The following is an 11,688-nucleotide window of genomic DNA, read 5'->3' as shown; positions in this document are numbered from 1 at the left end:
GTCCCCCGGGCTTCGGTGCCCCGCCCGGGGGACCGCCCCCGCCGGCGCCGGCTCATCCCGGCCAGGGCTACGGCCAGCCGCAGCCGGCGTACGGCCAGCCGCAGCCGGCGTACGGCCAGCCGCAGCCGGCGTACGGCCAGGCTGGCGGCGTGCAGCAGGGCTACGGCCAGCCGCCGCCCCCGCCGGCGATGCCCGGCGCCCAGGGGTTCGGCGCGCCCGGCCAACCGGCGCCGGGCCACCCGATGCCCGGCCAGCAGCCACCCGGTCAGCCGATGCCGGGCGGGTTCGGGCCCACGGAGGTCCTGCCGTCGCAGGCTCGCCCCGTCCAGCCCGGTGCCATGAACAGCCTCAACCCGTACCGCGAGGTGCCGACCGCGGGGCGCTGGACCCAGCAGAACAGCAAGCTGGTCAAGGTCACCCTGGGCCCGGAGGCGCTGGCGCTGCGCGGTTCGATGGTCGCCTACCAGGGCAACATCGAGTTCGACTACAAGAGCGGCGGGATCCGCGGGCTGATCGAGGAGAAGCTCACCGGCCAGGGCCTCAAGCTCATGACGTGCAAGGGCGACGGCGAGGTCTTCCTTGCCCAGGACGCCGCCGACCTGCACATCGTCGAGCTCGGCAACCAGTCGCTGTGCATCAACTCGAAGAACCTGCTGGCGATGGACGCCACCGTGCGCTCGGAGGTCCGACGCATCGAGAGCCCCGGCATCCCCGGCGGCGGCTTCTTCCACTTCGAGGTCTCCGGGCCCGGGTCGGTCGTCGTGATGACCAAGGGCACGCCGATGACCCTCAACGTCGCCGGTCCCACGTTCGCCGACATGAACGCACTGGTGGCGTGGACGTCCGGCATGCGGGTGAGCGTGTCCACCCAGGTCCGCATCTCCCGCCAGATCTACGCGGGAGCCAGCGGCGAGTCGTTCGCGTTGCAGTTCATGGGGTTCGCCGGCCACTTCGTCGTCGTCCAGCCGTATGAGGTCTGACCCCATGAGGTCGCAGCTGCGCGCCGGGATGGCTGAGATGCGCGCCGGGGCGATCCCGGGCGTTCCCGCGGGTGCGCGGGAAGAGGGGAGCAGGCCGTGCAGGGCAGCCTGATGAACAACTACGGCCCGACTCCGATCATGGACCGGATGAGCAGGCACGGGTCCAAGATCGCCAAGGTGGTCATGCAGCCGGGCCAGGACCTGTTCGCCCGGGTCGGCTCGATGATCGCCTACGAGGGCCTGATCGACTTCAACCCGCAGCCGCCGCAGCTCGGGCGGATCGCGTCCTCCTGGGCCACGGGCGAGGGCGTCCCGCTGATGACCGCGACCGGTCAGGGGCTGCTCTACCTGGCCGACTACGGCAAGGAGGTCATCGTCGCCCAGCTCGCCGGCGAGGGCCTGTCCATCAACGGCAAGAACGTCCTGGCCTTCGACGCGAACCTGCAGTGGGGGATCGAGCGGGTCAAGGGCGTGAACATGCTCTCCGGCATGGGCATGTTCAACGTCGTGGTCCGCGGCCACGGCTGGGTGGCGCTGACGGCCAAGGGCAACCCGATCATGCTGGACACCCGGGAGGCGCCGACGTTCGTCGACACCGACGCCCTCGTCGCCTATACCGACGGCCTGCGGGTCGAGCCGAGGCGCACCGCCCGGCTCGGCGGGCTGATCGGGCGCGGTTCGGGTGAGGCGTTCCAGCTCGGCTTCTCCGGCCAGGGCTTCGTCGTGGTGCAGCCGAGCGAGGACGAGCGGCCCTCGTTCTCGGCACGCGGCTGATCCGCCGGCGTGGGTGAGAGGATCTGATCATGACGCACGGCGGGATGTACGGCGGCCAGCCCGGCGGGATGCCCCCTGGCGGGTTTCCGCCCGGACCCGGTCCCGGCATGCCCGGAGGGATGCCTCCGGGTGGGATGCCCCCCGGGGGGATGCCGCCAGGAGGCCCCGGTGGGCCGGCGGGAGGGATCCGCAGCAGCCTGCTCGGCAACCCCGAGGTCACCAGCGGCGAGCGGTTCGCCCTGCAGAACGGCAAGATGCTCAAGGCGACCCTCGGCGCCCAGGGGATGCGCGAGTTCTACGCCCGGCGCGGCGCCATGGTCGCCTACCAGGGCGCCGCGACCTTCGACGCCCGCTGGGAGGGCTGGGGCTCCCGGTTCCGCAGCTTCTTCAGCGGCGGCGAGGGCCTGAACCTGATGAACGTCGCCGGCTCCGGCACGGTCTACCTCGCCAACCAGGCCCAGGACATCCACATCCTCGACCTGGCGGGTGACGGCCTGACCGTGGACGGCAAGAACGTGCTCGCGTTCGACGCCGGCCTGAACTGGGATCTCGTCCGTGTCGACAGCCAGGTGGGCATCGCCGGCGTCGGCGGTTACCAGATCGAGCTGCGCGGCAACGGCCAGGCCGTCGTGTGCACCTCGGGCGCCCCGCTGGTGATGCGTGTGACCACCCAGAACTACTACTTCGCGGACGCCGACGCCGTCGTCGGCTGGTCGTCGAGCCTGCAGGTCTCGATGCAGGCCGCGGTCACCTCCAGCGCGGCCTGGAAGCCGCGGGGCAACACCGGGGAGAGCTGGCAGCTCCAGTTCTCCGGCGAGGGCTATGTGATCGTCCAGCCCTGCGAGCTGCTGCCGCCCTACAACGCGCTCGCCGGCTCCGGCCTGGCCGGGCAGTTCGGGCTGGGCCAGGGCGGGTTCGCCGGCAACCAGCTCGGCGGGCACGGCGGCGGCCACGGCGGCCACGGCGGGGGCCCGGGCGGGTTCGGTGGCGGCGGCCCCGGTGGGCTCGGCGGCTTCGGCGGGCTGTTCGGAAACCAGGGCCGCCACTGACCGGACCGGGCTCGCGCCCCCGCCCGGCCCTCGCCCGGTGCCGGCCCGGCTGGTCAGGGCAACTGGCTGCTGGGGCGGGGCAGCGTCGGCGTGCGGGCCAGCAGCACGACCCCGGTGACGATCAGCGCGGCCCCCACGGTTACGCCGAGTAGCTGGAAGGTGGTGCTCGGCACCGGGGCGGCGTAGAGCAGCACCGCCAGCAGGCAGGAGATCATCGGGTTGGTGATGTTCATGGCGGTGAGCGCGGGGGCGAGCGGTCCGCTGGCGTAGGCGGCCTGCCCGAGGAGCAGGCTGGACAGCGTGGCCGCGGCGAGCCCGAAGCCACACCAGTCGGCCGCCGTCGCCACGAAGCCGTCCGTCACGAGCCGGTCCGCGGATTCCTTCATGAGGACGGCGGTCAGCGCGTAGACCATGCCCGCGGCCACCCCGAACAGCACGGCCCGGGCGGTGGGCGACCGTCCGAGAGACACCATGGTCAGCACCCCGGCGACGAGCACCATCGCCCCGATGGTGAGGAGCAGCCGTGGCCGGTCGACCCCGCCCGCCGCCGGCAGGTCGCCCCGGGCCGACAGCAGGGCGGCCAGCCCGGCGCAGATCCCCGCCGCACCCCACCAGGCCGTGGCGGACATCCGCCGGCCCGTGCCGATCAGGCCGAGCGGGAGCGCGAACAGCAGCTGGCAGACCATCAGCGGCTGCACCTCGGCCACCGACCCCAGGTGCAGCGCGGCGGCCTGCACGCAGAACCCGCTGATGTTCGCCGTCCAGCCCAGCACCCACAGCCTGTCCTGGACGAGCTCGGCCAGCAGCCCCACTCCGGGTACGGCGTGCGCGCTGTCGGCGCGCTTCGCGAAACTGCTCCGCCCGGCGGCGCGTTGCTGCAGGGCGGCGGACGAGGCGAACAGAAAGGACGCCAGCAGACTGACGGGGACGACGGCGGGCATGGTCACCCAACCAGGATGACTACCGGACAGACAAGATCACGGGATCGGAATTGTCACAGAACTGGAGCGAACCGCGCAGGACGGCCACCAGGCGGCCCGGGCCAACCCGCTGACCTCGGCGCATGCCCGGATCGGCGCGACCGGCCCCACCCCCGCCGGACCACCGAGCACCGAACACGACGCGCTGACGAAGACAACGGCATCCACCCAGGTGGGATCACTTCCATCGGCGCCCGCCGCCGTCCGCCTCGGCATGCCGAGGCGCGAGGGCGTGCCGGCGAAGTAATGGTGCGGTGTCTATATTTCCCGTGAGGCAGAAAAAGTCGCGGCGTCGGGGAGGCCGTCGTTCCCGAGCGCCGAACATTTCCGCGCCGCGGTCCAGGACGCGATACGGAAGGCTTCTTCCGTCGACGCTCCGGTCGCAATTGCCCAGGCGAAGGCGCCGTGGAAGGTGTCGCCTGCGCCACAGCTGTCGACCACCGTTACCGGATGGGAGTCGTACGAGTGTGCGCCGGAGGCGTCCAGGTAAATTCCGCCCAGTTCACCACGCGTTGCGGCAAGCACCGCCGGCTGAAAATCGGAGTAGACCTTGCGCATGCCGTCCTCGAGGCTCTCCTTGGGGTGCCTTGCGCTGAAGAACTTCTCCGGGGCGATGATGTAATCTACTCCAGAAAGAAACTCTTCGCTTGACTCCCGGTACGATCCTGTATCGATGATCACGGGTATTTCGAACTTGCGGCAGGAATCGATCGCGGCTCGGCTGAGCACCGGATCGGTACAGTCCAGCAGGGCCGCCGCCGCACCGCGGAGAGTATCGTCCACTGCATCGAGAAGCCGGTGGTTCACCCGTGGCTGAGGCGTCCAGATGATGGTGCGGCTGCCGCTGTCGTCGGCGACCATCACGCAGGAGTGCTGGCTCGGCTGGTCTTCGGGGAAAAGGGTCAGGCTCAGCGGTTCACGGCCGAACTCGGCTCGCAGGACGTCGGCATGCAGATCATTTCCGCACATCCCCAGAACGCGGACATCGCCGCCGAGGCGTCCGGCGGCGATCGCACTCCGTCCCGCTGGCCCGCCAGCGACGACACGGTGGGCCTTTGCCGCATTGGTGCTGCCCTCGACCGGGTGGCTCTCCAGCACGTACAGATAGTCGATCGTCACCATGCCGACCATGGCGATGACAGGCGACCTCGCTGGCTGAACCTGTGAAGAATCCACTCGCAACCCTCCTCGGCGGACGCGGGCACGCGCGCCTTCTTGATGTCCGCGGCCTCGGCCACCGCTCGCGTCCCCACGATCACGGCATGGTCGTGTCGGCGCAGCAGCGTCGCGGGAATCCCGGCCGTCTCCGGATAGTGGGCCATCTGGTGAATGATCCGTGCCTTGCTCCGGTCGAATCCGAGGAGCATGAGTCCCGGGGACTCGAGGGCCGTGCCGAGACCCACCGTGATCACGGAACGTGACGGCTGGTTCGGATCGATGTACTTCCTGCCCTGCTCGCTCAGCTCCACGATTCGACAGCCGTCGCTGACGATCTCTTCGGGGTCGGAGTACGAACCGACTTCGTAGCCGAGCACCTCGCCGGCAGGGGAGACCGACACGGCGTGCACTGCGGGTGGCCAGAGCCGCAGCACTCGTTGCGTCCGGAGGATGGGATCGTCGTCTGTGATCTGACCCGTCAAGAGATTCAGCTGACTCTCGCTCGGGCCCAGCCCTTTCTCGTTCAGTGGCTCGATCAAGGTCTCGACCACGTGGCGAGTGCGTGACGTGTAGTGGCGCTCGTGCACGCCGAAGGTCTCGGTGTCTGAAACGAGACGTGCGTCACCGAAAGGGCGTGGTGCGTAGTCTCCGGCTACTCGGAGCATCCCTCGGAAGAGCTGCGTGGCGGCTCTTCCGGTGGGCAGGACAAGGCTCCGGTCCGGCGATTCCTGTGCAATGCGAAAATAGCTGTGTGCGGCAGCGTCGGCCGCGACCCTTTCATTCTCGAAGGCGATGAACTCGGCCGGCCAGCCCTCGACCGGGGCCTCCGTCGCGGGCAGGGCCGTCCGATCGATCTCGTTCGGTTCCAGAACTCTGCCCGGCGAGACCGGGCTCTTGAGGTCCTGAACAAGCGTGTCAAGTGTGGTGTCGCGCTTGTCGAGCCAGTCGATCCACTGGGTCGCGTTCAGAAAGTATCCCAGTTTCTCGGGTTCGACCTTCTCGAGTCGCACCCAGTAGATCGGTATGCGCGCTTTGTCTGCGAGTAGTATTTCCCTCTTCACGTGCATACTCGAGTCGGCGGACGAACAGAACAGTAAGACGAGGGCAGTCGAGTTTTTGATGGCCCGTGAGATCTCGGCATCCCAGTCTGACCCTGGCGGGACGTCGCGGGGGGCGTACCAGGTAGTGATCGTGTGGCGGGCGAAGTAGGCGGCCAGATGCTGTACGACGGCCTTTTTGCTGCTGTGATAGCTGATGAAGACGGCCATGCGGACTCCGCCCCGTCGCGAAGATCAGAATCGGTGCTGCGACGTATGGTACCCGCACGTGCCGCGAAAGTGCCCGTATCTCGTCGGGATCCCGGTGCGTTCAACCGGGTCGGCGCCAAAATGGCCGTCCAGGCCCGTAGTCGATTGGATGGATCCGAGGGTGTACTGGTAAAATTCCGCGCCGGTCGCGTCCCGGCCGGGTCGAGTCCCGCAACGCGGCGAACGCGGCGTACGTCTGCGGCAGGCGGTGTTGCTCCGCCTCACGTCGGTACTGGCGCGTACGCCGCCGGGGACACATCTGGTTCCTAGACCGTAGCTGTGCGGAAGGTGCGGACCGCCCAGGTGAGCGTGAGCCAGGTGAGAGCGCCGACCACGAGGAAACCCTCGGCGACCGTCCGGTCTGACACGATCCCGGCGGACAGCAGGCGCGCGGCCTGGACCGTGTAGTAGAGCGGGTCGAGGTGAGCGAGGCCGCGCAGCCAACCGGGCGCGAGGGACAGCGGGAGCAGGATGCCGGACGGCAGGGTGAGCGGCAGCTGCAGCCCGGTGACCACGGCGGCGAGGCTGCCGATGTCGCGCAGGGTGACTCCGAGCGCGGCCGACCAGGCGGAAACGGTGGCCGTGAGCAGACACAGCAGGCAGAGCATCAGCGCCGTCCCACCGGCGTCGGGGTGGTAGCCGAACGGCACGGCGACGCCGATCACGATCAGTGCCGGTACGACGAACCGGACCGTGTCACGCAGGACGCTGCCCATCACCAGGGCGAAGCGACTCACCGGAGTGACGCGGAGGCGCTCGATCACGCCGGTCTGCAGCTCGGCGACGACGATCCAGCCGGCGCCCATGCCGGCGCCGAAGGCCATCAGGCAGAGGATTCCGGGGATGAAGACGGCGAGTACCCCGTCGCCGGCAAAGCCGGGGCCGCTGGCGAGTGGCCGCAGTACAGGCGCGAAGAAGGCGAGATAGAGCAGCGGCGTCATGAGGCCCATGAGGACCCAGACAGGTTCGCGCAGGGTTTCCAGGATCTTCCGCCACCACAGCAGTCGCAGCTCGCGGGCAAGCATCACGCCACCGACCTCGATTCGGTCGAGTGCTCGGCGCCGGCACCGGCGTCGCGCAGGGCGCGTCCGGTCCTGGCGAGGAAGACGTCGTCGAGGGAGGCTTCGGACAGCGAGAGCGTCTCCGGCGCGGTCCCGCGCGAGCGCAGGACGTCGAGCAGGAGCGGGAGCGTCCGGGTGCCGTCGACCACGGCGAGGCGGACCGTGTCGCCGTCGATGCGCGTCTCTTTGACGCAGCGCAGGTCGTTGAGTTCGGCCGCGAGCCGATCAAGCGGCACTGGCCCAGGCCTGAGCCTCAGCACGACTGTGTCGCCGGCGAGGCCCCGCTTCAGCTGCGCGGGGCTGCCTTCGGCGACGATCCGGCCGCCGTCGATGATCGCGATCCGGTCAGCGAGCTCGTCCGCTTCGTCGAGGTAGTGGGTGGTGACGAAGATCGTCGTGCCGGCGGCGCGCAGGGCGCGAAGCTGCTCCCAGAGGTTGGCGCGGTTCTGCGGATCGAGGCCGGTCGTGGGTTCGTCGAGGAAGAACAGCTCAGGGCGGTGCATGAGCCCGAGCGCGACCTCGAGCCGTCGCCGCTGCCCACCCGAGTAGGTGCCCACCCGCCGATCGACGAAGTCCGCCAGGGCGAACGTCTCGATCAGTTCGCCGGCCCGCCTGACGACCTCCGGCCGGCGCGCACCGTACAGCTGGCCCTGCAACAGGAGGTTCTCGCGGCCGGTGGCCGGCAGATCGGCCCCACCGACCTGACCGACGTACCCGATCCGGCGCCGTACCCCCGCGGGATCCTGCGCGACGTCGATGCCGGCGACGAGCGCCTGCCCGCCACCGATGGGCAGGAGCATCCTCAGCGTCGTCGTCTTGCCGGCACCGTTCGGACCGAGGAACGCGAACACCTCGCCCGCCGGCACGCGCAGGTCGACCCCGCGTACCGCGTCGACGGTCCGGCCGTGGGCGGGGAAGGACCTGCGCAACCCCCGAGTGATGACCATGTCGTCCACGGCGACATGGTCATCCAAAAAGATGGCACTGTCAATCATTCGAGTGATTATTGTCCTCGGCTAGGGTACGACCATGAGCGGGGCGCAGTCACCGGCCGGAGAGGGTGGACGTCCACCAGCGAAGCGTCCGCCTGCCGGAGGTCGCCGACGGGCGCCGGCCCGCGAAGAGCGCCAGCGCGACGCCGACCGTTCGCGGGAGCGCCTGCTGGCCGCCGCCCTGGACGAGTTCTCGGCGCGCGGGTGGGCCGGCGCCCGGGTGAACGCGATCGCCGCCCGCGCCGACCTGAACCCGCAGCTGATCACCTACTACTTCGGTGGCAAGGAGGGTCTCTACCGCGCGCTCCAGCAGCGGTGGCTCGAGCAGGAGGCCACGCTCACCGAGCCGCGATCCGGCCTCGCCGACCTCGTGGCCGCCTACCAGGAGGCGAGCTTCGCCGACCCCCGCATGACCCGCCTGCTGCTGTGGGCGGGCCTGGGTGAGCACGCCGACGCCGGGCAGCGACCGCCGGACCAGCCCGACGAGCGCGAGGACCTCAGCGACCTGGAGCGGCGCCAGGCCGAAGGCGAGATCGCGGCCGACCTCGACCCGGGCCTGCTCCAGCTCGCGCTCATGGGGGCCGGCGTGGTCCCGATCGCTCTTCCCCAGGTGGTCCGGCGCATCACCGGTCTCGACCCCGACGATCCCGGCTTCCAGGCCCGCTACAGCGAGCTGATGCAGCGGCTGGTCCGCCACCTCGCCGGCGATCCCGCCGCGTCGGTGGGGCCGGAGGCGACCTGATGCGTGAGGGTCGTCGGCGGACCGGTTGACGCGGCTGACCGACGGCTTGGCTCAGGCGCGGATCCGCCACCACGCCCCCGCCCGTCCTTCAGGGACTCCTCCAGATCGGCGAGCGCGTCCTGGACCCCGCCGCCCTCGCCGAGGTGCGCGCGGCCGGCCGCCGCTGCCGCCCCACCGGGGCCATAACATGGCCGCGATGCCGATGCTCCTGGTCGTCCACCACACCCCGTCACCGACGATGCAGGCGATGTTGGAGGCGGTGCTCGTCGGCGCCCGGGATGACGCGATCGAGGGTGTCGACGTCGTCGTCCGTCCGGCGCTGGCCGCGACAGCGGTCGACGTCCTCGCCGCCGACGGCTACCTGCTCGGCACGCCTGCCAACATCGGCTACATGTCGGGCGCGCTCAAGCACTTCTTCGACCAGATCTACTATCCGTGTCTGGACGCTACGGTGGGTCGTTCCTACGCCCTGTACGTGCACGGCAACAACGACACGACTGGTGCTGTCCGGGCGGTGGAGTCGATCGCGACCGGCCTCCGCTGGAAGCGGCTGCGCGACCCGGTCAGCGTCGTCGGCGACCTGGACGCCGCAGCCCGCGAGGCCTGCTGGGAACTCGGCGCGACGACGGCGGCCAGCCTGATGCCGGTTTGATCGGCACGGACCGGCTGCCCGCCCGGCCCGGCAGGGACCCGGCGATGGTCAGGACACCCGTTTCCGGCCGCCCTCGCCCGCCGGCCCGCCTGCGGCGGCCGGGCGTGACGCGCTGCGCTGTCGGTCGCGGCATCCGATCATGACGGCCATGAGGTGGTCCGAACGCGGATCACCGCCGTCGGACTGGCGATCCCGCCGACCTCGACGGTTACTCCATTCGACGTGTTCCTCTCGCCGTTGTGGCAGGTCAGCTGGGAAGACGCCGTCGTGCTCACGCTCAGGGTCGATGTGCAGCCGCCATCGGAGCGGAAATTTCCGCCATCGAGCGCGATGACCATGTGCACCGTGTCCTTCTCGATGAGGGTCACATGGATCTCGGTGGCGCCGGACGTTGCCGGGAGTGCGATGTCTGTCGGGGCCGTGACCTGGACCTCGCATTCACCGTCGGTACACGCGTTCAGATCCGTCCCGTCCTTCGCGACCGGCATTGTCGGTGATGCCGAGGTGGGTGACGGCGTGGACGGGCCGATCGAAGCAGGGGAGCGCGTCGGAGAAGGCGAGCGCGCCTGCGCTCCGTCGTCCGTGCCGTCCGAGGAGCACGCCGCCGACACGGCTGCCACCAGCAAGACCGCGAGGAAGCTGGAAGGACGAATATGTAGCTGCGTCTGCATTCGTTGATCTAACTGCAGGTATCGAGGTTCGCGTCGGCTGATAGCACGCGTCGCTCGAGGATTCCGGGGCGATGCCGCCGCCGGAGGGTTGTGGGCGGCGGCGTGTGGCCGCCCCGCGCGCCCGGTGCGGATCGCGACGCGGGCGGACTCGGACATCGACATCGCTGCCTACTTCGGCGGGCCGCAGCCACCGAACCTCCGCGCCGTCACCGACGACCTTTCCGTGCTGCGCCGCGAGGCAGACGCCGGCGACGAGCGCCGCGCGGACCCGATCTGGCTGCGTGGCGTCAAGTACACCTTCGTGACAGCGATCGAGTGTGAGGCCTCACGGACGGTCAGGACCCTCCCGGTGCGGACGCGTGATCCGCTGATGCCCGGAGGGCGGGGATCAGGGCGCCGATCCGCTCCAGCTGGTCGAACTGGGAGCGCAGGTCCAGAGCACCAAGGCGGGTGACGATGTGGCGTGCGCCGCCGGCGACGTACCGGTCCAAGCCCTCGAGGACCTGGTCGGCGGAGCCGGTGACCACCGCCTGGATCTTTTCCAGCTCCTCCAGCGGCATCCCGTAGGCGGCCCGCGCGTAGTCGTCCAGCGCCCGCCGGCCGCGCTCGACGTCGTCATCGATTCGTATCGAGACGAACAGCGCGGGTGTGATGTCCTCGGCGGCACGGCCGGCGTCGGCCGCCGCCGTGCGGATGTTCCGCAGCCCGGACGCGTAGTCGGCGGGGTCGGGCGGATAGGGCAGCCACCCGTCGTACGTCCGGCCGGTGCGGGCCAGCGCGGCCGGGGTCGCGCCGCCGAGCCAGATCGGCGGGCCGCCTGCCTGGAACGGCCTGGTCGCGGGCGGGATGCCGGTGAACCTGAGGATCTCGCCGTGGAAGGAGCCGGCACCGTTCCACAGCGCCCGCCACAACGCGACCGTCTCGTCCAGCCGGGCGAAGCGCCGTTCCCACGGGACCTCGGAAAGGGTGTAAAAGGGCCGTCCGAAACGGCCGGGGAAGCCCGCGCCCACCGTCACCGTGAGCCGGCCGCCGGACAGCAGGTCGATCGACGCCAAAGACTGCGCGGCCTGGATCGGCCTTCGCAGGAACGGCAGCAGCGCGCCCGTTCCCAGGGTCACGGTCTCGGTCGCCGGGGCGAGCGCGGCCAACATCGTCAGCGCCTCGATACGCGGGCTGATCAGCGAGTCATTGACGAAGAGCGAGGAGAAACCCAGGCGTTCGGCCCTGCGCCCGAACGCGACCAGCTCTCGAGGGTCCCCGTCCGCGCCCCACTGGGCGGCTCCGGTCGGAAGCAGTACACCGATGTCCATGGCAGTGATGCT

At 70.1% G+C, this 11,688-nt stretch carries 12 protein-coding genes; 5 read left to right on the top strand and 7 right to left on the bottom strand.

Annotated features, from left to right (window positions below; all coding sequences use genetic code 11):
• The 3 genes from FMEAI12_RS28160 to FMEAI12_RS28150 all read left to right on the top strand — a co-directional run.
• A partial coding sequence (locus FMEAI12_RS28160) for an AIM24 family protein (protein ID WP_200835437.1) occupies positions 1 to 980 on the top strand: 980 nt, incomplete at its 5' end.
• 96 nt (positions 981 to 1,076) lie between these two features.
• Positions 1,077 to 1,754, top strand: a complete 678-nt coding sequence (locus FMEAI12_RS28155; protein ID WP_071066821.1) for an AIM24 family protein — start codon at positions 1,077 to 1,079, stop codon at positions 1,752 to 1,754.
• 29 nt (positions 1,755 to 1,783) lie between these two features.
• A complete protein-coding gene (locus tag FMEAI12_RS28150; RefSeq protein ID WP_112108449.1) occupies positions 1,784 to 2,803 on the top strand; it encodes an AIM24 family protein in 1,020 nt (339 codons plus the stop codon).
• Between the two features lie 53 nt (positions 2,804 to 2,856).
• Here FMEAI12_RS28150 and FMEAI12_RS28145 read toward each other — a convergent pair whose 3' ends face one another.
• The 5 genes from FMEAI12_RS28145 to FMEAI12_RS28125 all read right to left on the bottom strand — a co-directional run bounded on the left by FMEAI12_RS28145 (position 2,857) and on the right by FMEAI12_RS28125 (position 8,256).
• Positions 2,857 to 3,744, bottom strand: a complete 888-nt coding sequence (locus tag FMEAI12_RS28145) for a DMT family transporter (RefSeq protein ID WP_112108451.1) — start codon at positions 3,742 to 3,744, stop codon at positions 2,857 to 2,859.
• A 297-nt stretch (positions 3,745 to 4,041) separates the two neighbouring features.
• The gene (locus tag FMEAI12_RS28140) at positions 4,042 to 4,905 is read right to left on the bottom strand and encodes a PfkB family carbohydrate kinase (RefSeq protein ID WP_160144339.1); all 864 of its coding nucleotides are present in this window, start codon (positions 4,903 to 4,905) and stop codon (positions 4,042 to 4,044) included.
• Positions 4,899 to 6,209 (bottom strand): TIR domain-containing protein, encoded by a 1,311-nt coding sequence (locus FMEAI12_RS28135; protein WP_112108447.1) that lies wholly within the window; start codon positions 6,207 to 6,209, stop codon positions 4,899 to 4,901. The genes FMEAI12_RS28140 and FMEAI12_RS28135 overlap by 7 nt, the downstream gene beginning before the upstream one ends.
• A gap of 305 nt (positions 6,210 to 6,514) precedes the next feature.
• Entirely contained in the window at positions 6,515 to 7,273 is a 759-nt protein-coding gene (locus FMEAI12_RS28130) for an ABC transporter permease (RefSeq protein ID WP_235014677.1), read from the bottom strand.
• Positions 7,273 to 8,256, bottom strand: a complete 984-nt coding sequence (locus FMEAI12_RS28125) for an ATP-binding cassette domain-containing protein (RefSeq protein WP_112108450.1) — start codon at positions 8,254 to 8,256, stop codon at positions 7,273 to 7,275. Before FMEAI12_RS28125 ends, FMEAI12_RS28130 begins: the two co-directional genes overlap by 1 nt.
• Positions 8,257 to 8,338: 82 nt before the next feature.
• Between FMEAI12_RS28125 and FMEAI12_RS28120 the strand changes: the two genes are divergently transcribed.
• On the top strand, positions 8,339 to 9,043 hold the full coding sequence (locus tag FMEAI12_RS28120; RefSeq protein ID WP_112108445.1) for a TetR/AcrR family transcriptional regulator: 705 nt from the start codon (positions 8,339 to 8,341) through the stop codon (positions 9,041 to 9,043).
• A 187-nt stretch (positions 9,044 to 9,230) separates the two neighbouring features.
• Positions 9,231 to 9,695 carry a flavodoxin family protein gene (locus tag FMEAI12_RS28115; RefSeq protein WP_112108444.1) on the top strand — a complete coding sequence of 155 codons (465 nt, stop codon included), beginning with the start codon at positions 9,231 to 9,233 and terminating at the stop codon, positions 9,693 to 9,695.
• A 137-nt stretch (positions 9,696 to 9,832) separates the two neighbouring features.
• On the opposite strand, the gene FMEAI12_RS28110 is transcribed toward FMEAI12_RS28115, so the two are convergent.
• On the bottom strand, positions 9,833 to 10,366 hold the full coding sequence (locus FMEAI12_RS28110) for a hypothetical protein (RefSeq protein ID WP_146776782.1): 534 nt from the start codon (positions 10,364 to 10,366) through the stop codon (positions 9,833 to 9,835).
• A 335-nt stretch (positions 10,367 to 10,701) separates the two neighbouring features.
• Positions 10,702 to 11,676 (bottom strand): LLM class flavin-dependent oxidoreductase, encoded by a 975-nt coding sequence (locus FMEAI12_RS28105; RefSeq protein ID WP_112108442.1) that lies wholly within the window; start codon positions 11,674 to 11,676, stop codon positions 10,702 to 10,704.
• Positions 11,677 to 11,688 lie beyond the last annotated feature (12 nt).

Source organism: Parafrankia sp. Ea1.12, assembly GCF_900465275.1.
Lineage (GTDB): Bacteria > Actinomycetota > Actinomycetes > Frankiales > Frankiaceae > Parafrankia > Parafrankia soli.
The sequence above is the reverse complement of the archived record's forward strand: the minus strand, read 5'-3'. Positions and strand labels throughout refer to the sequence as shown.